The sequence below is a fragment of the Actinoplanes octamycinicus genome, from assembly GCF_014205225.1.
In the GTDB taxonomy this organism is placed as follows: domain Bacteria; phylum Actinomycetota; class Actinomycetes; order Mycobacteriales; family Micromonosporaceae; genus Actinoplanes; species Actinoplanes octamycinicus.
In genome coordinates, this window is the sequence record NZ_JACHNB010000001.1 from 3,807,726 (window position 1) to 3,828,940 (window position 21,215).

22 protein-coding genes are annotated in these 21,215 nt (G+C 72.0%); 16 read left to right on the plus strand and 6 right to left on the minus strand.

Annotated features, from left to right (window positions below; genetic code table 11):
• Positions 1-79 precede the first annotated feature (79 nt).
• Together BJY16_RS17050 and BJY16_RS17055 are read left to right on the plus strand one after the other, a co-directional pair.
• Complete coding sequence (locus BJY16_RS17050; RefSeq protein ID WP_185040401.1) at positions 80-373, plus strand: hypothetical protein; 294 nt, start codon at positions 80-82, stop codon at positions 371-373.
• Positions 373-1,254, plus strand: coding sequence for an ATP-grasp domain-containing protein (locus BJY16_RS17055; protein ID WP_185040402.1), 882 nt, complete (start codon positions 373-375; stop codon positions 1,252-1,254). Before BJY16_RS17050 ends, BJY16_RS17055 begins: the two co-directional genes overlap by 1 nt.
• Positions 1,255-1,758: 504 nt before the next feature.
• Here BJY16_RS17055 and BJY16_RS17060 read toward each other — a convergent pair.
• Positions 1,759-2,715, minus strand: coding sequence for a COX15/CtaA family protein (locus tag BJY16_RS17060; protein ID WP_373873408.1), 957 nt, complete (start codon positions 2,713-2,715; stop codon positions 1,759-1,761).
• Between the two features lie 116 nt (positions 2,716-2,831).
• Between BJY16_RS17060 and BJY16_RS17065 the strand changes: the two genes are divergently transcribed.
• From BJY16_RS17065 to BJY16_RS17105, 9 genes are all read left to right on the plus strand, one after another.
• Positions 2,832-3,560 carry a helix-turn-helix transcriptional regulator gene (locus BJY16_RS17065; protein WP_185040404.1) on the plus strand — a complete coding sequence of 243 codons (729 nt, stop codon included), beginning with the start codon at positions 2,832-2,834 and terminating at the stop codon, positions 3,558-3,560.
• A complete protein-coding gene (sufB, locus tag BJY16_RS17070) occupies positions 3,553-4,974 on the plus strand; it encodes a Fe-S cluster assembly protein SufB (RefSeq protein WP_185040405.1) in 1,422 nt (473 codons plus the stop codon). Before BJY16_RS17065 ends, sufB begins: the two co-directional genes overlap by 8 nt.
• Before the next feature lie 50 nt (positions 4,975-5,024).
• A complete protein-coding gene (gene sufD, locus BJY16_RS17075; RefSeq protein ID WP_185040406.1) occupies positions 5,025-6,152 on the plus strand; it encodes a Fe-S cluster assembly protein SufD in 1,128 nt (375 codons plus the stop codon).
• Complete coding sequence (locus tag BJY16_RS17080) at positions 6,149-6,484, plus strand: non-heme iron oxygenase ferredoxin subunit (protein WP_185040407.1); 336 nt, start codon at positions 6,149-6,151, stop codon at positions 6,482-6,484. The genes sufD and BJY16_RS17080 overlap by 4 nt, the downstream gene beginning before the upstream one ends.
• The gene (gene sufC / locus BJY16_RS17085) at positions 6,481-7,239 is read left to right on the plus strand and encodes a Fe-S cluster assembly ATPase SufC (RefSeq protein WP_185040408.1); all 759 of its coding nucleotides are present in this window, start codon (positions 6,481-6,483) and stop codon (positions 7,237-7,239) included. The genes BJY16_RS17080 and sufC overlap by 4 nt, the downstream gene beginning before the upstream one ends.
• Positions 7,240-7,249: 10 nt before the next feature.
• Positions 7,250-8,479, plus strand: coding sequence for a cysteine desulfurase (locus BJY16_RS17090; RefSeq protein WP_185040409.1), 1,230 nt, complete (start codon positions 7,250-7,252; stop codon positions 8,477-8,479).
• Positions 8,479-8,934: a Fe-S cluster assembly sulfur transfer protein SufU gene (sufU, locus tag BJY16_RS17095; protein WP_185040410.1), complete on the plus strand. Its 456-nt coding sequence runs from the start codon at positions 8,479-8,481 to the stop codon at positions 8,932-8,934. The genes BJY16_RS17090 and sufU overlap by 1 nt, the downstream gene beginning before the upstream one ends.
• On the plus strand, positions 8,931-9,386 hold the full coding sequence (locus tag BJY16_RS17100; RefSeq protein ID WP_185040411.1) for a metal-sulfur cluster assembly factor: 456 nt from the start codon (positions 8,931-8,933) through the stop codon (positions 9,384-9,386). Before sufU ends, BJY16_RS17100 begins: the two co-directional genes overlap by 4 nt.
• Positions 9,387-9,493: 107 nt before the next feature.
• The gene (locus BJY16_RS17105; protein ID WP_185040412.1) at positions 9,494-10,246 is read left to right on the plus strand and encodes a maleylpyruvate isomerase family mycothiol-dependent enzyme; all 753 of its coding nucleotides are present in this window, start codon (positions 9,494-9,496) and stop codon (positions 10,244-10,246) included.
• 4 nt (positions 10,247-10,250) lie between these two features.
• Here BJY16_RS17105 and BJY16_RS17110 read toward each other — a convergent pair whose 3' ends face one another.
• Entirely contained in the window at positions 10,251-11,816 is a 1,566-nt protein-coding gene (locus tag BJY16_RS17110) for a nucleotidyl transferase AbiEii/AbiGii toxin family protein (protein WP_239176567.1), read from the minus strand.
• Between the two features lie 70 nt (positions 11,817-11,886).
• On the opposite strand from BJY16_RS17110, the gene BJY16_RS17115 reads away from it, so the two are divergent.
• Positions 11,887-12,732, plus strand: coding sequence for an alpha/beta fold hydrolase (locus BJY16_RS17115; RefSeq protein ID WP_185040414.1), 846 nt, complete (start codon positions 11,887-11,889; stop codon positions 12,730-12,732).
• Positions 12,733-13,478: 746 nt separating this feature from the next.
• On the opposite strand, the gene BJY16_RS17120 is transcribed toward BJY16_RS17115, so the two are convergent.
• Positions 13,479-14,723, minus strand: a complete 1,245-nt coding sequence (locus tag BJY16_RS17120; RefSeq protein WP_185040415.1) for an MFS transporter — start codon at positions 14,721-14,723, stop codon at positions 13,479-13,481.
• 92 nt (positions 14,724-14,815) lie between these two features.
• On the minus strand, positions 14,816-15,514 hold the full coding sequence (locus tag BJY16_RS17125) for a histidine phosphatase family protein (RefSeq protein ID WP_185040416.1): 699 nt from the start codon (positions 15,512-15,514) through the stop codon (positions 14,816-14,818).
• Positions 15,515-15,571: 57 nt separating this feature from the next.
• Here BJY16_RS17125 and BJY16_RS17130 point away from each other — a divergent pair, with 57 nt between their 5' ends.
• A complete protein-coding gene (locus BJY16_RS17130; protein ID WP_185040417.1) occupies positions 15,572-16,084 on the plus strand; it encodes an AAA family ATPase in 513 nt (170 codons plus the stop codon).
• A 152-nt stretch (positions 16,085-16,236) separates the two neighbouring features.
• The gene (locus BJY16_RS17135; protein ID WP_185040418.1) at positions 16,237-16,839 is read left to right on the plus strand and encodes a LysE family transporter; all 603 of its coding nucleotides are present in this window, start codon (positions 16,237-16,239) and stop codon (positions 16,837-16,839) included.
• A gap of 106 nt (positions 16,840-16,945) precedes the next feature.
• Here the strand turns inward: BJY16_RS17135 and BJY16_RS17140 are convergent, their stop codons facing one another.
• The gene (locus BJY16_RS17140) at positions 16,946-17,629 is read right to left on the minus strand and encodes a DNA alkylation repair protein (protein WP_185040419.1); all 684 of its coding nucleotides are present in this window, start codon (positions 17,627-17,629) and stop codon (positions 16,946-16,948) included.
• A 32-nt stretch (positions 17,630-17,661) separates the two neighbouring features.
• On the opposite strand from BJY16_RS17140, the gene BJY16_RS17145 reads away from it, so the two are divergent.
• A complete protein-coding gene (locus tag BJY16_RS17145) occupies positions 17,662-18,294 on the plus strand; it encodes an acVLRF1 family peptidyl-tRNA hydrolase (protein WP_185040420.1) in 633 nt (210 codons plus the stop codon).
• A 119-nt stretch (positions 18,295-18,413) separates the two neighbouring features.
• On the opposite strand, the gene ypfJ is transcribed toward BJY16_RS17145, so the two are convergent.
• Positions 18,414-19,340, minus strand: coding sequence for a KPN_02809 family neutral zinc metallopeptidase (gene ypfJ, locus BJY16_RS17150; RefSeq protein WP_185040421.1), 927 nt, complete (start codon positions 19,338-19,340; stop codon positions 18,414-18,416).
• Between the two features lie 175 nt (positions 19,341-19,515).
• Between ypfJ and BJY16_RS17155 the strand changes: the two genes are divergently transcribed.
• Positions 19,516-21,120 carry an ABC-F family ATP-binding cassette domain-containing protein gene (locus tag BJY16_RS17155; RefSeq protein WP_185040422.1) on the plus strand — a complete coding sequence of 535 codons (1,605 nt, stop codon included), beginning with the start codon at positions 19,516-19,518 and terminating at the stop codon, positions 21,118-21,120.
• Positions 21,121-21,215 lie beyond the last annotated feature (95 nt).

A 21,215-nucleotide genomic window follows, 5' to 3' on the forward strand; every position in this document is an offset into this window, starting at 1 on the left:
GAAACCTGCTGGTAACTCCAATCACAAAAGGCGTCCGGAGTACCCCGCGGCGCGTCGCTGATTGCTTAGGCTGCGAGGCATGGCAGAAGGTTCCGTAATGACGCTGACCTCCGAGATCAAGTCTTTCGCCGCCGGGCACGGCGGCGCCAAGGCGGTCATCGAGTACGTCGGTAAGCGCGGCGCCCGCATCGTCCTGGTCGGTGAGGATGGCGAGTGGTCCGACCAGTTCGCCCAGGACACCGGCGTCGCCCGGGAGGCCTGCGAGCACGCCGGCGTCCAGGTCGAGAACGAGTGGGAGCGCGAGCTCCTGGAGCAGATGCGTCCCAGCAACGACCTGTGGCGGTCGATGGCGCGCCGGAGCATGGCCCGCTGATGGCCGCTCCGGACGCCCGGGTCGCCCTGGTCACCTGCGCCCACTTCCCCGACCTGTGGGAGGACGACCACCCGCTGCGCGACGCGCTGCTCGCGCGCGGGGTCGCCGTCGAGGTGCTGCGCTGGGACGACGCGGACGCGGACTGGTCGCGGTTCGACCTGACCGTGATCCGGTCGCCGTGGGACTACGTCGCCCGCCACGAGCAGTTCGTGGCCTGGGCGCGCAGCGTCCCCCGGCTGGCCAACCCGGGCGACATCATCGCCTGGAACACCGACAAGCGGTACCTGAGCGACCTCGCCGCGGCCGGCGTCCCGGTCATCCCGACCGACTTCGTCGGCCCGGGGGAGACCTGGTCCCCACCGGCCACCGGCGAGTGGGTGGTCAAGCCGACCGTCTCGGCCGGCAGCCAGGACACCGCCCGCTACACCTTCCCCGAGCAGCTCGACCAGGCCCGGGCGCACGTGGCCCGGCTCACCGCGAGCGGCCGCACCGCGATGATCCAGCCCTACCTCGCCGCGGTCGCCACCGCCGGCGAGACCGCGCTGCTCTGCTTCCCGGACGCGGCCGGCGAGCTGAGCTTCAGCCACGCGATCCGCAAGGGCCCGATGCTGCGGCAGACCGGCGAGCACACGATCGACGTGGGCAGCGAGGAGATCACCCCGCGCACCCCGTCGGAGGCCGAGCTGGAGGTCGCCCGCCAGGTCCTCGCCGCGGTCCCGGGCGGCGCCAAGCGCCTGCTCTACGCCCGCGTCGACGTGATCCCGGGCGCGGACGGCAAGCCACAGATGATCGAGCTGGAGCTCACCGAGCCGGCGCTGTTCCTGCGCACGGCCCCGGGCGCCGCCGACCGCCTCGCCGACGCCATCCTGGCTCGCCTCTAACCCCACACCCACGAAAGTCCGGGCCGCGACCTCCGTCGCGGCCCGCTCCTTTTTCCCGCCCTCCCGGCGCTCGTGCGGTGAAGCGCCAGCCGGAACCGCGAGGCGCGCCGCGGCCCGAATCGCAGCGCGCCTCGCGGTGGTCCAGCTGGCTCCCATGGGTGTTTCGAGGGCCGTGAGGCACCCGTGAGGCCCAGCCGGGATCGTGAGGCGGGCCGCGGTCCGGGTCGCAGCGCGCCTTGCGGTGGTTCGGCTGGTTCCCACGGGTGTTTGGAGGGATGTCAGGCACCCGTGAGGCCCAGCCGGGATCGTGAGGCGCGATGCGGTCCGGGTTGCAGCGCGCCTCGCGGTGGCCCGGCTGGGCCTCACGGGTGTTTGGAGGGATGTGAGGCACCCGTGAGGCCCAGCCGGGGTGGTGAGGCGCGCGCCTTGCGGTGGTTCGGCTGGTTCTCACCAACCCGGGCGTGCCGGGACCGGGCTGCGTCCCTGTGGGCGGGGAGTGGCGGGTCAGGAGGCGGGGACGGGCTCCTGGGCCGGCGCCGGATCCGTGGTGGACGCGGCCGGGGCGGTGAGGGCGGGACGTTCGCGCAGGGACCAGAGGACGGCCAGGGTGGCGCACCAGACCAGGCCGGCGCCGAGCATGTGGGCGGCGACCAGGATCACCGGAAGGTGGGTGAAGTACTGGACGAAGCCGATCAGGCCCTGGGCCAGCTCGACGGCGACCAGGACCAGCGCGGCGCGGACCGCGGCCGGCGGGGCCGGGACGGCGCGCAGCGCGAACCACAGGGCCACCGAGAGGCCGATCAGCAGGAAGACCAGGTCGGCGTGGACCTGGGAGATCGCCGCCGGGTCGAGGCCGTTGCGCTTGGCGCCGCGGTCGCCGGAGTGCGGGCCGCTGCCGGTGACGACCACGCCGACCGCGACCACGGCCAGGCTGGCCAGCGCGGTCAGCCGGGCCAGGGCGCGCAGCGGTGCCGGGACCAGCGAGCGGGGGGCGCCGTCGCCCTCGTCGATCCGGCGCCAGAACGCGTAGGCCACCGAGATCAGCGCGATGGAGAGCAGGAAGTGCAGGCCGACCACCCACGGGTTCAGGTGGGTGAGCACGGTGATGCCGCCGACCACGCCCTGCATCGGGATGCCCAGGCCGACCGCGACCGACAGCCAGACCAGCGAGCGGCGGCGGGGCCGGGCCAGCGCGCCGAGGAAGCAGGCGATGGCGAGGCCGGCCAGCACGAAGGTGAGCAGCCGGTTGCCGAACTCGATGACGCCGTGCACGCCCATCGCCGCGGTCGTCGTGTAGGACTCGTCGGTGCACCGCGGCCAGGTCGGGCAGCCGAGGCCGGAGTCGGTGAGCCGGACCGCCGCGCCGGTGACGATCAGCGCGACGTTGGCGACCAGGGACGCGCACGCCAGGGGGCGCAGCCAGGCGGCGAACGGGCGGAACAGCGGCGCGAAGGACTTCACCCGTGGCATCGTACGCCCGAATTTGATCTTGAAAGGAGGCGTCCCCGGCGGCCGGTGTGATGGATCACCCGGGGATCGGTTTGCAGCCTCCCGAGGAAATACGTAACGTTGCCGTAGTGAAAAACCAGGTGCAGCTCGGAGACGGTGCGGTGGCGACAGCCGCCGCGTCGGACGGGCGCACCCGCGATCGGGTCGCCCAGCTGTTGCTGGAGCGCGGCGCGGCCACCGCGGCCGAGCTCGGCGCCTGTCTCGGCCTGAGCCCCGCGGCGATCCGCAAGCACCTGGACGCGATGCTGTCCGACGCGCTCGTCGAGACCCGCGAGGTGCGCCGCACCGGCCCGCGCGGCCGTGGCCGCCCGGCCAAGGCGTTCGTGCTCACCGCCGCCGCCCGGGAGAGCCTGCCGCACCACTACGACAACATCGCCGCCGCGGCGCTCCGCTGGATCGCCCAGCACAACGGGCCGGAGGCGGTCACCGCGTTCGCCGGTTCGCAGATCCAGGCCCTGGAGGACCGCTGCCGCACCGCCCTGGAGGAGGCCGGCACCGATCCGATCGCGCGGGCGGAGGCACTCGCCGACGCGCTGACCGCGGAGGGCTACGCTGCCAGCGCGACCACGATCGCGTCCGGCGGACAGTTGTGCCAGCACCACTGCCCGGTGGCCCACGTGGCTGCCGAGTTCCCTCAGCTGTGCGACGCCGAGACCGAAGTCATCTCCCGGCTCATCGGCACCCACGTGCAGCGCCTCGCCACCATCGCGCACGGCGACGGGGTGTGCACCACGCACATCCCCGCTCGCGGTTCGCGCATCACCGCCACCACGGTTAGGACAGATAGCAATGACTGACCAGATCGTCACTCAGGAAGAGCACCTCGCCGCTCTTGGCAAGTACGAGTACGGCTGGGCCGATGCCGACGTCGCCGGCGCTGCCGCGCAGCGTGGCCTGTCCGAGGCCGTGGTGCGGGACATCTCCGCGAAGAAGAGCGAGCCGCAGTGGATGCTCGACCTGCGGCTCAAGGGCCTGCGCCTGTTCGACCGCAAGCCGATGCCGAACTGGGGCGCCGACCTCACCGGCATCGACTTCCAGAACATCAAGTACTTCGTCCGCTCCACCGAGAAGCAGGCCGCCAGCTGGGAGGACCTGCCGGAGGACATCAAGGCGACGTACGACAAGCTGGGCATCCCGGAGGCGGAGAAGCAGCGTCTGGTGGCCGGCGTCGCCGCGCAGTACGAGTCCGAGGTCGTCTACCACGCGATCCGTGAGGACCTCGAGCAGCAGGGTGTCATCTTCCTGGACACCGACACCGCGCTGAAGCAGCACGAGGACATCTTCAAGGAGTACTTCGGCACGGTCATCCCGGTCGGCGACAACAAGTTCGCCGCGCTGAACACCAGCGTGTGGTCCGGCGGCTCGTTCATCTACGTGCCGAAGGGCGTGCACGTCGACATCCCGCTGCAGGCCTACTTCCGGATCAACACGGAGAACATGGGCCAGTTCGAGCGGACCCTGATCATCGCCGACGAGGGCAGCTACGTGCACTACGTCGAGGGCTGCACGGCGCCGATCTACTCGTCCGACTCGCTGCACTCCGCGGTCGTCGAGATCATCGTGAAGAAGAACGCCCGGGTGCGGTACACGACCATCCAGAACTGGTCGAACAACGTCTACAACCTGGTCACCAAGCGCGCCACCTGCGAGGAGGGCGCGACCATGGAGTGGATCGACGGCAACATCGGCTCCAAGGTGACGATGAAGTACCCGGCGGTCTACATGACCGGCCCGCACGCCAAGGGCGAGGTGCTCTCGATCGCGATGGCCGGTGAGGGCCAGCACCAGGACTCCGGCGCCAAGATGGTGCACGCCGCGCCGTACACGTCCTCGACCATCGTGTCGAAGTCGATCGCCCGGGGCGGTGGCCGCACGTCGTACCGGGGCCTGGTCCAGGTGCTGGAGGGCTCCTCGCACTCGAAGAGCACGGTCAAGTGCGACGCGCTGCTGGTCGACACGGTCTCCCGCTCGGACACGTACCCGTACGTGGACATCCGCGAGGACGACGTGAACATGGGCCACGAGGCGACCGTCTCCAAGGTCAGCGAGGACCAGCTCTTCTACCTGATGAGCCGCGGCCTGACCGAGGACGAGGCGATGGCGATGATCGTGCGTGGCTTCATCGAGCCGATCGCCAAGGAGCTCCCGATGGAGTACGCGCTGGAGCTGAACCGCCTGATCGAGCTGCAGATGGAAGGGGCCGTGGGTTAACCGGCCCGGGGCTCAGCTGACAAGCGCAAAGAAGCGGACATAAGGAAGAAATGACTACCGAGGCCATCGCCCCGCCGAGCACCAAGTCGCAGGTGCTGCGCTCCTTCGACGTCGCCGACTTCCCGGCCCTGACCGGCCTGGAGGAGGAATGGCGTTTCACCCCGCTCAAGCGGCTGCGTGACCTGGTCACGGCCACGTCGCTGGGCGGCGCGGCGCCTTCCGTGGAGTTCGGCGACCTGCCGGCCGGCGTGACGGTCTCGACCGCCGACGACGTCGACCCGGTGCTCACCCCGTTCGACCGGATCAGCGCCCTGGCCTACGGCTCGGCCGCCGGCGTCACCGTGATCGAGGTGGCGGCCGAGGCGGTGCCCGCCGAGGCGGCGGTGATCCGGCTGGTCGGCAAGGGCGGCGCGGCCGCGGCCGCCCGCACCGTGGTCAGGGTCGGCCAGTTCGCCAAGGCCACCGTCGTGCTGGAGCAGACCGGCACGGTCACCCTGGCCGACAACGTCGAGGTGATCATCGGCGACGGCGCCCAGCTCACCTTCGTGACGCTGGCCGAGTGGGACCACGACGCGGTGCAGGCCCAGCACGTCAAGTTCCGGGTCGGCAAGGACGCCCGGGTGCAGCACGTGCAGGTGACCCTGGGCGGCGACCTGGTCCGCCAGTTCACCAGCGTCGACTACGCCGGCCGCGGCGGCGACGCCGAGCTGTGGGGCCTCTACTTCGCCGACGCCGGGCAGCACCACGAGCACCGCCAGCTGGTCGACCACTCGGTGCCGGACTGCCGCAGCTACGTCGGTTACCGGGGCGCCCTGCAGGGCAAGTCCGCGCACACCGTCTGGGTCGGCGACGTGCTGATCCGGGCCGCCGCCACCGGCACCGACACGTACGAGATCAACCGGAACCTGGTGCTGACCGACGGCGCCCGCGCCGACTCGGTCCCCAACCTGGAGATCGAGACCGGCGAGGTGGCCGGCGCCGGCCACGCGAGCGCCACCGGCCGCTTCGACGACGAGCAGCTGTTCTACCTGATGGCCCGCGGCATCCCCGAGGGGGACGCGCGCAAGCTGGTGGTCCGCGGCTTCTTCGCCGAGCTGATCAACAAGATCCCGGTCGAGGAGCTGCGCGAGCGGCTCGGCGACGCGATCGAGGCCCGCCTGGCCGAGGCCGGTCAGTGACCACGTTCGAGAACGTCGGACCGGCGTCCGACATCGCGAAGGGCACGTCGCTCCAGGTGGAGGTCGACGGCGTCGAGATCGCGGTGGTGCACGCCGACGACGACAACTTCTACGCGGTCCGGGACGAGTGCAGCCACGCCTCGGTGGCGCTCTCCGAGGGCGAGGTCGACGGGTGCACGCTGGAGTGCTGGCTGCACGGCTCGCGCTTCGACCTGCGTACCGGTGAGCCCTCCGGACCGCCCGCCATCGACCCGGTGGCGGTCTACCCCGTCGAGATCCGCGACGGAGACATCTACGTTTCGACGACACCGAGCAATGGAGTAGAGCCGTGAGCACCCTGGAGATCCGCGACCTGCAGGTTTCGGTGAAGCTGCCCGATGGCGAGCTGAAGCCGATCCTGGCCGGGGTCGACCTCACCATCAAGTCGGGCGAGACGCACGCCATCATGGGCCCGAACGGCTCCGGCAAGTCGACCCTGGCGTACTCCATCGCCGGCCACCCGAAGTACGAGATCACCGGCGGCTCGGTGACCCTGGACGGTCAGGACGTGCTGGAGCTGAGCGTGGACGAGCGCGCCCGGGCCGGCCTCTTCCTGGCCATGCAGTACCCGGTCGAGGTCCCCGGCGTCTCGGTGGCCAACTTCCTGCGCACCGCGAAGACCGCGATCGACGGCGAGGCGCCGAAACTGCGCACCTGGGCCGGCGAGCTGCGCGGCGCCATGGAGAAACTGCAGATGGACCCGGCCTTCGCGCAGCGCAACGTGAACGAGGGCTTCTCCGGCGGGGAGAAGAAGCGGCACGAGATCATGCAGCTCGAGCTGCTCAAGCCGAAGATGGCGATCCTCGACGAGACCGACTCCGGCCTGGACATCGACGCGCTGCGGATCGTCAGCGAGGGCGTCAACCGGGTCCGCGAGACCGGTGCCACCGGCTTCCTGCTGATCACCCACTACACCCGGATCCTGCGCTACATCAAGCCGGACTTCGTGCACGTCTTCGTCGGCGGCAAGATCGTCGAGGAGGGCGGCCCGGAGCTGGCCGAGGAACTCGAGGTGTCGGGCTACGAGAAGTTCCTCGCCAAGGCATAAGGACCAGATCATGAGCTTCGACGTCGCGCGGGTGCGCAAGGACTTCCCGATCTTCGAGCGGGAGGTGAACGGCCACCCGCTGGTCTACCTGGACAGCGCCAACACCTCGCAGAAGCCGGTGCAGGTGCTCGACGTCATGCGCCTGCACCAGGAGAAACACAACGGGAACGTGTCGCGCTCGGTGCACACCCTGGGCACCGAGTCGACCGAGATGTACGAGGCCGCCCGCGCCAAGATCGCCGCGTTCATCGGCGCGGGCACCCCGGACGAGGTGGTGTTCACCAAGAACTCCACCGAGGCGATCAACCTGGTCGCGCACGCGGCCGGGTCGTTCCTGCGGCTCGGCCCGGGCGACGAGATCGTCATCTCCGAGATGGAGCACCACTCCAACCTGGTGCCCTGGCAGCTGCTCTGCGAGCGGACCGGCGCCACGCTGCGCTGGTTCGGCATCACCGACGAGGGCCGGCTCGACGAGTCGCAGCTGGACGAGCTGGTCAACGAGCGCACCAAGCTGGTCTCGGTGGTGCACATGTCCAACGTGCTCGGCACCATCAACGACGTGACCCGGCTGGTCGAGCGGGCCCGTCAGGTCGGCGCGCTGGTCATGCTGGACGCCTCGCAGTCGGTGCCGCACCTGCCGATCGACGTACGGCAGCTCGGTGTCGACTTCATCGCCTTCACCGGGCACAAGATGCTCGGCCCGACCGGCATCGGCGCGCTCTGGGGGCGGTTCGAGCTGCTCGCCGAGATGCCGCCGTTCCTGGCCGGCGGGTCGATGATCGAGACTGTCTCGATGGCGAAGACGACGTACGCTCCGCCGCCGGCCCGCTTCGAGGCCGGCACCCCGCCGATCACCGAGGCGATCGGGCTGGGCGCGGCGGTCGACTACCTGACCGGGCTCGGGATGGAGAACATCCACCGGCACGAGCAGGAGATCACGGCGTACGCGCTGGAGCAGCTCGCCGCGGTCCCCGGCGTCCGGATCTTCGGCCCGGCCTCGCCTCTCAACCGGGGCGGCACCGTGTCGTTCGGTGTGGACGGGGTACACCCGCACGATGTGGGACAGATCCTGGACGCGCTCGGCGTCGAGGTCCGGGTCGGCCACCACTGCGCCCGGCCGGTCTGCGTGCGGTTCGCGGTGCCGGCGATGACCCGGGCCTCGTTCTACCTCTACACGACCACGGAGGAGATCGACGCCCTGGCGCGCGGTCTCGACCAGGTCCGGAAGGTGTTCGGCTGATGATGCTCGACGGGCTGTACCAGGAGATCATCCTGGACCACTACAAGAACCCGCACGGGCGTGGCCTGCGCGACCCCTTCGACGGCGAAGCGCACCACGTCAACCCGACCTGCGGCGACGAGATCACCGTACGGGTCAGCTCGGACCTCTCCGAGATCTCGTACGACGGTCTCGGCTGCTCGATCAGCCAGGCGTCCGCCTCGGTGCTGCACGAGCTGCTGCAGGGCAAGGACCGGCACGACGCCGCCGAGATCCACCACGCGTTCGTGGAGCTGATGCAGAGCCGCGGCCAGGTGGAACCGGACGAGGACGTGCTCGGCGACGGGATCGCCTTCGCCGGCGTGGCGAAATTCCCCGCCCGGGTGAAGTGTGCCCTGCTGCCGTGGATGGCATTCAAGGACGCCGCGGCGCGTGCCGGCGTCGACGTGGGCGCGAGCCCGGAGGTGAAGGCATGACCGACAAGACCGACGAGGTTCCCGCGTGGCTCGCCGAGGAGCGCGCCGCAGCTGAAGAGGCCGGCGAGCCGGTCGAGGTTCCCGAGGCCAGCGTCTCGGAGGCGGCCGACAAGCCGGCCGTGACCAAGAAGGCGTCCGTCGACGACGTCGAAGAGGCGATGAAGGACGTCGTCGACCCGGAGCTCGGGATCAACGTCGTCGACCTCGGCCTGGTCTACGGCGTGCACGTCGACGACGACAACGTCGTCACCCTGGACATGACGCTGACCTCGGCGGCCTGCCCGCTGACCGACGTCATCGAGGACCAGACCCGGCAGGCGCTGACCACCGGCCCGGGTGGCGGGCTGGTGCAGGACTTCCGGATCAACTGGGTGTGGCTGCCGCCGTGGGGCCCCGACAAGATCACCGACGACGGGCGCGAGCAGCTGCGGGCGCTCGGCTTCAACGTCTGATCCGGCGAGGCGTCTGATCCGGCGAGGCGTCGGATTTCGTACGTCGAAAAGGCGGTGCGCAACAAGCGCGCCGCCTTTTTGTCATCTCCCGATGGTAGAAACCGGACATGACTCCGACTTCGCCCTTCCCCGACCTGGTCGCCCTGGTCGAGGAGCGCTCGACCGCCCTGCGCGAGGCCGCCGCCACGGCGCCCGACCCGGCCGTCCGGGTGCCGGGCTGCCCCGACTGGTCGCTGCGTGACCTGGTCGCCCACCTCGGCGAGGTGCAGCGTTTCTGGGCGCTGGTGGTGACCGAGGCGGACCCGTCCGGCCCGCCGTCCCGGGAGCGGCACGGCAGCACCGTCCCGCAGAGCGACCTGCTGGCCTGGTCCGCCGAGTCGACCCGGATGCTCGGCACCGCGCTGCGCGCGGCCGGCCCGGAGACACCGTGCTGGGCGTGGTGGCCGTCGACGGCCGCGCCGCACACCGCCGGGGCGGTGGCCCGGCACCAGGTGCAGGAGGCGGCGGTGCACGCCTACGACGCGCTGGAGTCGCTGGGCAAGCCGGAGCCGCTGCCCGCCGCGGTCGCCGTCGACGGCGTGCACGAGTTCCTCAGCACCGGCCTGGGCGCACTCGGCGCCTGGCCGCACCGCCCGGCCCGGGTGCTCTACCAGGCGATCGAGGGGCCGTCCTGGACCGTCGACCTGTCCCCGGCCGGCGCCACCGCCGACCCGGCGGCCAGCGGTGAACCGGTCACCCGGATCCACGGCACCGCCAGCGACCTGGTGCTGCTGCTGCACCGCAGGATCCCGCTGCACGCGGTCCGGATCGACGGCGACCGCGAGGTCGCCGCCCAGATCCGCGACTGGACCGGTGACTAGCCAGCTAGCTCCAGGACCGATCGAGAGCCACCGCGAGCCGGCGCAGCCACGGCTGCTCGTGCGGCTCGGTGACCAGCTCCGGATAGTCCCGGAAGAAGTTGTCCCACTCCACGTCCGGCCAGCTCAGCACCGACTCGGCGGTGAACCGGCCGGCCTCGTCGCCCAGCTCCGGCCGCATCAGCTCGCGGACCAGCGCCAGGTCGACGGTGGCCCGCTCGGCGAGCAGCACCGCGTCGTACAGATCCTTGCCCTGCGGATAGCAGTCGGTGGCCAGCCACAACAGCTTCCACGCCAGGGACAGGCCGGCGGTGACGGCCAGGACCGGCCGGTCCTGGCCGGGCAGCAGCAGCGGCTCCGGCGCGATCGGCAGCTCCTCGCCGAACACGATGTCGACCTGCACGGCGCCCTCCGGGATCCGCGACCCGGTGAAGGGGATCACCAGGCGCCGGCCGTCGGCCCGCTCGTAGGTCCAGATCGCGGACTGCTCGACCCGCTCCGGGCGCAGGCCGGCGCCGGGACGCGCGGCCAGCTCGGCGACGATGCCGTCGAGCAGCGCCCGAGCCTCCGCGCTGTCGCTGGTCATCGAGGCCGGGATGACCACGAAGTCGAGGTCGCCGGGCTCGCGGGCGGCCGGACCGGCCCAGGCCGGCATCGTGACGCTGCCGCGCAGCACCAGCGAACGCCCCCAGGAGCCGCCGGCCAGCACCGTCAGCACGTGGTCCAGCGCGGCGCGCCGGGCGGCCCGCCAGCGGTCCCCCTCGACCGGGTTGTCGAAGATCGGCTCACCGGCCCGGTAGGCATTCTCGTGCTGCTTGAGCGCCGGGTCGAAGACCAGCCCCTGCAGGGTGCCGGCGACCGGATGGTAGGTGGCCGGGAAGTCCCGGCGTTGCCGCGGGGCGACCCGGTCGAGGTGCGGCGTCCGGCTCACGGCGGCGCGGGCCGGCTCGGCGCGAGGCAGCCAGCCGTCGTCCAGCCGCAGGTTGTCGTCGTGCACCACATACTCCTGCTCGACCGAGACGATCTCGTGGCCGTCCTCGCGCAGCGCGGTGACCAGCCGGTCGAGACGCTCCGACGCGGTGGCCCGGCCGGCCCGGTGGCAGCGCTGATTGACGAACCGGATCTCGGAACCGTCCGCCGACCGCTTCCGCGCATTGCGCGACAGGCGGGCGCCGTGCGGCTCGACCAGGTCGGTGATCGCGATCAGATCGGCCACCCCGGCCGGCAGGCGCAGCTTGATGTGATGCTCGAAATAGCGGTGGGCCGGCTCGTCGCGGGCGGCCTCGTCGGACTGCGGCACCCCAGCCGCCCACGGGGTGGCCTCGATCTTGCTGCGGATCGGATCCATCCCGGCCACCCGCAGCCAGCCGCACCAGTCCCGCACCGTGGCCAGCTGCTCGGTGAGCGTGCCGCTGCCGTGCAGGGTCAGCATCGGCTGGGACGCCGAGGTGCCCCGGTCCAGCTCGATGTGCAGGAACTTGACACCGTGCTCGGCGGCGAACGCGGCCAGGCCCTCGGCCTGCCCGGGATAGACCGTCAGGTGTATCTCGAAGTCCCCGGTAATCTCAGTCACGGCCGTCAGGGTAGTCAGCGGGCCCGACATTTCCCGGCCATTTATCGAGGCTCACGCATAGGATCCGGGCGTGGAAAGCTTCGACGCCCCCGACGGAACCTCCCTCGCGCTGCATCGTTCCGGCGCCGGCGAGCCCCTGGTCTGCCTGCCCGGCGGCCCGATGCAGGCCGCCGCCTATCTGGGTGACCTCGGTGGGCTCGCCGCCGATCGGCAGCTCGTCATCCCGGACCTGCGCGGCACCGGCGCGTCGGCGGTCCCGGCCGACCCGGCCACCTACCGCTGCGACCATCAGGTCGGCGACGTCGAGGCCCTCCGCGAGCACGCCGGCCTGGACCGCTTCGACCTGCTCGGCCACTCGGCCGGCGCGACGATCGCGCTGCTCTACGCGGCCCGCCACCCGGACCGGATCCGCCGCCTGGTCCTGGTCAACGCGAGCCCGCGCGTGGTCGGCCTGGAGATCACCGACCTGGACCGGCGGCAGGTCGCCGAGGAACGCCGCGGCGAGCCGTGGTTCCCGGAGGCCTTCGCCGCCCTGGAACGCGTCCAGTCCGGCCAGGCGACCCCGGCCGACGGCCGGGCGCTGGCCCCGTTCATCTACGGCCGCTGGGACGCCGAGACCCAGGCCTATTCGGCCCGCGAGGCAGGCCAGAAGAACAGGTTGGCGGCCGCGACCTACTACGCCGACGGCGCCTTCGACCCCTTGACGGTACGAACGGAGCTGGCTGCCCTGCCGGCCCCGGTGCTCCTGATCGCCGGCGAGGCCGACCTCCAGCTGCCGCCGAAGAGCGCCGCGGAGTACGCCGGTCTCTTCGCGCAGGCCGAGCTGGCCATGGTCCCGGGTGGCGGTCACTTCGCCTGGCTGGACGACGCCGACTGGTTCCGCCAGCAGGTCACCGGCTTCCTCCAGCACCCCTGACAACCTCACGACCAGCCCAACCCCAAGATCCTCAGACCCCGCCCTTCCCAAGGGGGAGCCCCCGCTGGTCAGTGTGGCCGAAAAAGGGCGTCGGCGGAGGGTGGCCTGTGGACGGAACGGCATTGTGGATGACCGGCGCGGTGAGCTAGGCGCGTCGCCAGGGGCGCGAGCGGTCGCGGGTGCCGGATGCCAGGCGCAAGGCGCTGGGTGCTCGATGCCGAGTGCCGAGTGCCGAGTGCCGAGTGCCGAGTGGCGAGTGGCGAGTGGCGAGTGCCGAGTGCCGAGCGGCGAGTGCCGAGTGCCGAGCGGCGACTGGTGAGTGGCCAGTGGCGAGTGGCGACTGCCGAGTGGCGAGTGGCCAGTGCCGAGTGGCGAGTGCCGAGCGGCGAGTGCCGAGCGGCGAGTGGCGAGTGGCGAGTGCCGAGCGGTGAGTGGCGAGTGGCCAGTGCCGAGTGCCGAATGCGAAGTGCCGAACGGCGAGTGGTGAGTGGCCCCAGTGGCGCGAGTGGCGCGAGTGGCCAGTGGCGAGTGGCGAGCGGCGAGCGGCGAGCGCCGAGCGCAGTGGCGAGCGCCGAGTGGCGATTGCTGGGTGGCGAGTGCCGGGTGCCGAGTGGTGAGTGCCCAGTGGCGAGTGGCGAGTGCCCGGTGGCGAGTGGCGAGTGCCCGGTGGCGAGTGCCGAGCGCCGGTGACGGGGGTGCGGTGCTGGGTGTGCGCTGGTCGGCTGGGGTGTGCGGCCAGGGTCCTCTCATTTGGCGGTGACCAGGGTCTTGGCTGGGGCCGCGCGGTGCTCGTCGAGGGAGCGCCAGACCGAGAACAGGAACGGGGAGAGGGTGACCGTCAGGTAGCCGATGGCGGCGAGCAGGGCGCCGGTGCGCAGGCCGAGCTCGTCGGCTGCCCAGCCGCCGAGGACGCCGCCGAGGGGGATGCCGGCCCAGGAGAAGGCGATCAGGACGCTCATCACCCGGCCCTGGACGCGGACCGGGATGCGTTCGTAGACGGCGGCCAGCAGGATCGGGTTGATCGTCGACATCAGCGCGCCGGCCAGCGCGGCCGCCGCCAGGACCAGCCACAACCGGTCGGTCAGGGCGAGGGCGAAGAGCTGCGCCGGGCCGCCGGCCAGGAAGCAGACGGCGAACGTGGTGCGGCGCGGCAGGCGCGGCGCGATCACCGTCCAGAGCAGGTTGCCGGCCACCGCGCCGATGCCGAAGGCGCTGCCCAGCACGCCCAGGGCGGCCGGGCCGTGCGGGCTCTCGCGCACCCACACCGGCACGAAGACGGTGGCGAACGCCTGGTCGAAGAGGTTCGTGGCGAACAGCATCGACATGATCCCGATGATCAGGCGGTCCTGCCGGACGTACCGGAAACCGCAGCGCAGGGCCGCGGCGTACCCGCCCTCCTCGTCCTCGGCGGGGTGGTGGCCGGTGGCGCCGGCCGTGACGTAGACGGTGATCAGCAGCGCGCACAGGCCGAACGTGGCGGCGTCGACCAGCAGCACCCGGGCCGGGCCGACCGCGGCCACCAGCAGCCCGGCCAGCGGCAGGCCGAGCAGCGTGGCGGCCCGGCTGATCCCGTCGTAGAGGGTGGTGCCGCGCTCGGTGGTCAGCCCGGCGTCGGCGATCACCCGGGGCAGCAGGGCGCGCTTGGCGGTGTCGCCGAAGCCGCGCAGCGCGCCGGCGAGCGCGATCAGGCCGAGCAGGGTGTGGTAGCGAACCGTGTCGGTGGTGGTGACGATCGCGATGCCGGAGACCGCGAGCAGGCTGGCCGCGTCGGCGGCCACCGCGGTCGGCCGCGGCCCGACCCGGTCCACGATCGGGCCGCCGAGCAGGCCGGCCAGCACGTAGGGGAGCATCTCGGCGAAACCGGCCAGTCCGGCCCGGAGCGCCGAATCGGTGCTGGTCAGCACCAGCCAGGGCAGCGCCACGAAGGTGATCCGGCTGCCCAGCAGTGAGATCGCCTCGGCCGCGAGCAGGCCGGCCAGCCCGCGCCTCACCGCTTATCCAGAGGTCGGGAGGGCATCGACCCAACCTATCCACCACGAAGAATTCGCGGAAGACGCCGGTCGATATGTTTTCCCGCGGCCGGTCAGGCCGGTGGCAGGTGGTCGATCACGTTGTAGCGGTCGAGTTCCAGCTTGTTCTCACCGTTGCGCAGGAAACGGCTGATCGAGGCGTTCCGGACGCTGCCCGCGGATTTCTCCACGGCCGCCACCCCGTCCCAGTCGAGATCCTCCAGAACGGCGCGGAACATCAGCACCACCGAATCGTGCGCGACCACCACCACACGCCGATCGGCGTGCTCCGCGTGCAGATCTTCGAGAAAGGACGACAACCGGATCCGGATGTCGCCGAACGACTCGCCGCCGGGCGGCCGGTATTCGTAGAGGCCGGCCTCGGCGAGCCGGGCCGCCTCGCCGGGGAACCGGGCGGCGACCGCGGCCCGGGTGAGCATCTCCAGATCGCCCAGCAGCCGATCGACAAGACGATCATCGGTACGCGGGGCCGGCAGGGGCAGCCCGGCGGCCTCGGCGGCGATCCGCCAGGTCTCCCGGGCCCGCAGGTACGGCGAGGTGATCACCACCTCGGGACGGTGCCCGGCGGGCAGCGCGGCCAGCCACGCGCCGACCGCCTCGGCCTGCTCGACACCGAGCTCGGAGAGCGGGACCTCGGCGTCCCGCCCGCTCAGCTCGACCTCCAGCAGGCCTTTCGCGTCGGCGGCCGGGAAGGCGACGTTGGCCAGGCTCTGCCCGTGCCGGATCAGGATCAGTTCGGCGACCACACCCATGATCTGGACCCTAGCGGCGACCGCCGAGGCGCGCAGAGCGGCGTTAGCATCCGTCGGGTGACCAGGTTGATCGTGCTGAACGGGCCGGCCGGGTGCGGCAAGTCCACCCTCGCCCGCCGGTTCGCCGAGGAGCATCCGCTGACGCTGAACCTGGACGTCGACCGGGTCCGGGACCTGATCGGCGGGTGGCGGGACCGGCCGGCCGAGGCCGGGCTGCTGGCCCGGGCGGCGGCGCTGGCCGCGGCCCGGGCGCACCTGCTCGCCGGGCACCCGGTGATCGTGCCGCAGCTGCTGGCCCGGCCGGAGTTCCTGAACCAGGCCGCGGCGCTGGCGGCCGAGGTGGGCGCCGGATTCCACCACCTGGTGCTGATGGACGGCCGGGAGAGCGCGCTGCGCCGGTGGGCGGCCCGCGAGGGCCGGCCGGTCACCGACGCGGAGCGGGCCGAGGTGGCGGCGCTCTATGACCGGCTGCTGACCCTGCTCGCGTCGCGCCCGGAGGCCCGGTTCGTGACCAGCCGGGAGGGCCGGATCGACCGGACATACCAGGAGGTTCTCGCGGCGCTCGGGTGACCGCGAAATTCGGTGGCCGGGGTCGCGGCGGATCGCAATGATGGCGGCGTGACCGAGCTGATGGCCTTCCTCGCTGTCCCTGTCGCCGCGGCCGATCGGGCCGGGCGACAGCAGAAGGCCGTCCGGGGAACGGCGGTGCGCAAGCAGCGGCCATGAGCGCCCCGTTCCTGGCCGGCGTGGTCGCCGGCTACGGGATCGCGGTGCCGGTCGGCGCGATCGGGGCGCTGATCGCCGGGCTGAGCGCGCGCACGTCGCTGCGGGTCGGCGCGGCCGCCGGGATGGGCGCGGCCACCGCGGACGGGATCTACGCCGCGGTCGCGGTGGCCGGGGGCGCCGCGGTCGCCGGGGTGATCGCGCCGGTCGCTGGGCCGCTGCGCTGGGCCGGAGCGCTGGTGTTGCTGGCGCTGGCCGGCTGGACCGCCTGGGGCGCGCTGCGCGGCCCGGGCTCCGGGGCGCGGGACGAGCGGCCCACCACGGCCTGGCGGGCCTACGCCGGGATCCTCGGGCTGACCCTGCTCAACCCGGCCACGGTGATCTATTTCGCGGCGCTGGTGCTGGGCAACGGGGGCGCCGGGGGCGGGATCTGGTTCGTGGCCGGGGCGTTCCTCGCGTCGGCCAGCTGGCAACTGCTGATCGCCGGGGGCGGCTCGCTGATCGGGCGGCTGCTGACCGGGCCACGGGGGCGGCTGGTGACCGCGCTGACGTCCAGCGCGGTGATCGCGGTCCTCGCCGTGCGCCTGCTCCTGGACACCTGACAACCCACATGTCCGTCGAGGCCACCGGCTCCCCGGGCCGGTGGCCTCCGGTCGTGCGGGGGCGCGGAACCGGGTCACGGCGGGCTCCGGCCCGTACCGAAAAGGGTCAGAGGTGTTTGGCGGCCTCGCGGACCGACAACGGTGACAGGCGGGCGGACTCGGCGGTGAGGTAGGCCCGGACCGCGTCCGGGTCGGTGCGGGCGTAGTGCCGCAGCGCCCAGCCGATCGCCTTGCGGACGAAGAAGTCCGGGTGGCCGGCCTGCCGGGAGCAGTAGTGGAACAGGCGCGTGGTGTCGGTGGCCGGGCCGTAGTGCAGCTGGTGCAGGATCGCGGTGCGGACCAGCCACCGGTCGGCGGACCCGGACCACTCGTCCATCCGGGCGGCCAGGCCGGGGTGGCGGCGGACCAGGCCGCCGACGACGTGGGTGGCGAGCGGGTCGACGGTGTCCCACCAGGATCTCGTGGTGATCAGCTCGGCGGCGACGTCGAGGAAGCCGGGACCGGGCACCCGCGGGTGCGCCATCAGGTAGTCGCAGGCGAACTGCTGGAACTCCCGCTCGTCGCGGGCCCAGCAGGCGCGGGCGACCTCGGCCAGATCGGTCTCGGCGGGCGTGGGCAGACCGGCCAGCGCGACCCGGGCGGCGGCCCGCCGGGTGGCGGCGGACAGGCCCAGGAACGGGAACTGGTCCCGCATGTAGGCCGCCATCGCGGGCGCGCGGGCCGCGTCGCGCCGGGCCTGGAAGCCGGCGGTCAGCCGGGCCAGCAGCGTCTCGGAGAGCCGGTCAGTCATGCCGCGGATCCTGCCACCGTAGTCTGACAAGAATGGGCGAACGGGCGGCCGCCGGCGGCGGGAAATGGGTGGATGTCGCGCCGGAGCGGCTGCCCCGGTGGCTGGCGAACTTCGCCACCCGGCACGGGGAGTACCGCGCGGACGGGCTGCTCCTGGTCGCGGCGGACGGGGCGGAGGCGACCCTGCACGCGCCGCCCGGCGTGACCGGGGCCGCGACGGTGACCGAGCTCATCGAGGCGGCGCGGGCGCCGCGCCGGCTCGGGCTGCTGCTGGCCCGCAAGGGCGCGGTCGCGGTCGGCGTGGCGGACGGCACCGAGCTGGTCGCCTCCAAGGTGGACACCCACTACGTGCAGGGCCGGACCGCGGCCGGCGGCTGGTCGCAGCAGCGCTTCGCCCGCCGCCGGGACAACCAGGCGAAGGCGGCCGCCGCCGACGGCGCCGGGATCGTCGGCCGGTTGCTGCTTCCCGCGGTACGGACGATGGCCGCGCTGGTCACCGGCGGCGACCGGACCGCGGTCGACGCGATCCTCGCGGACCGTGCCCTGGCGCCGGTGGCCGCGCTCCGCGCCGGGCGGCTGCTGGAGGTGCCGGAGCCCCGGCACGCCGTGCTGGTCTCCGCGGTGGCGATGGCCCGCGCGGTGCCGATCCTGATCCGGGAGCCCTGATCCGGGAGCCCTGACCCGGGAGCCCTGACCCCGGGACGGCATCCGGGAGCCGGGGACGGCTCCGGCCGCCGTCCCGCGCCAGGTGCGGGTCGGCGGCCGGATGTCAGGGGCGGAGGCGGTCAGTCGCCCTGGTTGACCGCACCCGGCGCGAACGTGTCGCACTGCGTCGGGTCACCCGAGTCGTACCCGGTCCGGAACCACTTCTGCCGGTCCGCGGACGTGCCGTGGGTGAACTCCGCCGGATTGATGGTGCCACCGCCGCGTTGCTGGAGGGTGTCGTCGCCGATCTGGCCGGCGGTCTGGATGCCCTCCTGGATGTCGGCGTCGGACAGGCTCTTGAAGATCTTGTTGCCCTTGGCGTCGGTGGTGCCGGTCGCGCCCTTCGCCCAGGCCCCGGCGTAGCAGTCGGCCTGCAGCTCGAGCCGGACCGACTGCAGGTTGGCCGAGTCCGGGTCGGCCTGCTGCGCGCGTCGCATCTTGGCCTCGGTGCCGAGCAGATCCTGCACGTGGTGACCGTACTCGTGGGCGAGCACGTAGGGCTGCGCGAACTCGCCCGGCGCGCCGAGCTCCTTGGCCAGCTGCTGGTAGAAGCTCAGGTCGATGTAGACCTTGTTGTCGGCCGGGCAGTAGAACGGCCCGACGCCGGAGTCGGCGGCGCCGCACCCGGTGTTCACCCGGCTCTGGAAGATCTTGGTGGTCGACTTCTCGTACTGCTTGCCGAAGGCCTGCGGCAGCTCCTTGGCCCAGTACGCCTGGATCGAGTTGATGTAGAGCACGTTCCGGCAGTCGAGCTGCTTGACCGCGTCCTGCTGCTGGCACTCGGTGGCGAGATTGGTGTTGTTGCTGGGCGTCTCACCGCCGCCACCACCGAGGTTGTTGATCCCGAAGTAGCCGCCGACCAGCGCGAGCAGCACCGTGACCACGATGCCGGCGAGCCCGCCGCCACCGATCGGGATGGGCAGCCCGCCGAAGCCCCCGCCGCCACCCGAACCACGGGCATCCTCCACCTGACTGGTGTCGATCTCGGCGTTCTCGTTGAGTTCCATCCGTTCCTCCTGCGCCACGGTTGCACCGCGTTTACCCGATGATCTTGCGGACTAATCGGTTGGGAGGTGCTCCGCTGCCCCGGGTAGTATGGCCCGGTGCTGCTCCGCGAAGGCTGACCTGCCGATTTGATTGCGCCCCGAGTCAGCCCGATCCCCGAGAGCGAGAAGCTTCTTTATGATCACCGCCACCGGACTGGAACTCCGCGCCGGCGCGCGCATCCTGCTGTCCCCGACCACGCTGCGGGTGCAGCCCGGCGACCGGATCGGCCTGGTCGGCCGCAACGGCGCGGGCAAGACCACCACGCTGAAGGTGCTGGCCGGCGAGGGCATCCCGTACGCCGGGCAGGTCGAGCGGACCAGTGAGATCGGTTACCTGCCGCAGGACCCGCGCACCGGCGATCTGAACGTGACCGGGCGCGACCGGGTGCTCTCCGCCCGCGGGCTGGACAGCATCCTGGCCGAGATGCAGAAGCTCGAGGTGCAGCTGGAGGAGAGCTCGGAGGAGAAGCTGGTCCGGCGCTACGGGCAGCTGGAGGACCAGTTCTCCGCCCTGGGTGGCTACGGCGCCGAGGCCGAGGCCGCCCGGATCTGCGCGAACCTGGGGCTGCCCGACCGCGCGCTGGCCCAGACCATCGGCACCCTCTCCGGCGGTCAGCGCCGCCGGATCGAGCTGGCCCGCATCCTGTTCGCCAACTCGGGGCAGAACGGCAAGGGCATCCTGCTGCTCGACGAGCCGACCAACCACCTCGACCAGGACTCGATCGCCTGGCTGCGCGGCTACATGGCGCAGCACAAGGGCGGCCTCATCGTGATCAGCCACGACGTCGAGCTGCTCGACGCCGCGGTCAACAAGGTGTGGTACCTCGACGCCAACCGCTCGGTCGTCGACATGTACAACATGGGCTGGAAGACCTACCTCGAGGCGCGGGAGACCGACGAGCGGCGGCGCCGCCGGGAGCGGGCCAACGCGGAGAAGAAGGCCGGCGCCCTGATGGCCCAGGCCGACAAGATGCGGGCCAAGGCGACCAAGACGGTGGCCGCGCAGAACATGGCGAAGCGGGCCGAGAAACTGCTCGGCGGCCTGGAGGAGGTGCGAAGCTCGGACAAGGTGGCCAAGGTCCGCTTCCCGAGTCCGGCCCCGTGCGGCAAGACCCCGCTGACCGCGCAGGGCCTGTCGAAGTCGTACGGGTCGCTGGAGATCTTCGCGGACGTCGACGTGGCGGTGGACCGCGGCTCCCGGGTCGCCATCCTCGGGCTCAACGGCGCCGGCAAGACCACCCTGCTGCGGATCCTCGGCGGCCTGCTCCAGTCGGACACCGGCGAGGTGCGGCCCGGGCACGGCCTGCGGCTGGGCTACTACGCCCAGGAGCACGAGACGCTGGACGTGGACCGGACGATCCTGGACCACATGCGCAGCGCCGCCTCCGAGCAGACCGACACCGAGCTGCGCAAGATCCTGGGCGCGTTCCTGTTCTCCGGCGATGACGTGGACAAGCCTGCGGGCGTGCTCTCCGGCGGCGAGAAGACCCGGCTGGCGCTGGCCACCCTGGTCTGCTCGGGGGCGAACGTGCTGCTGCTCGACGAGCCGACCAACAACCTCGACCCGATCAGCCGGGAGCAGGTGCTGGACGCGATCGCCAACTACCCGGGCGCGATCGTGCTGGTCACCCACGACGCCGGGTGCGTGCAGGCGCTGAAGCCGGACCGGGCGATCCTGCTGCCCGACGGCGACGAGGACGCCTGGAGCGACGACCTGCTGGAACTCGTCGAACTGGCCTGAGTTTCAGAAGGTGCCGGAGATCCAGGATCATCGGCATCGTCAGTTGTCAACTGGTGCCCACACAGACAGTGCGATGTTCGGGCGTTTGCGGGCAG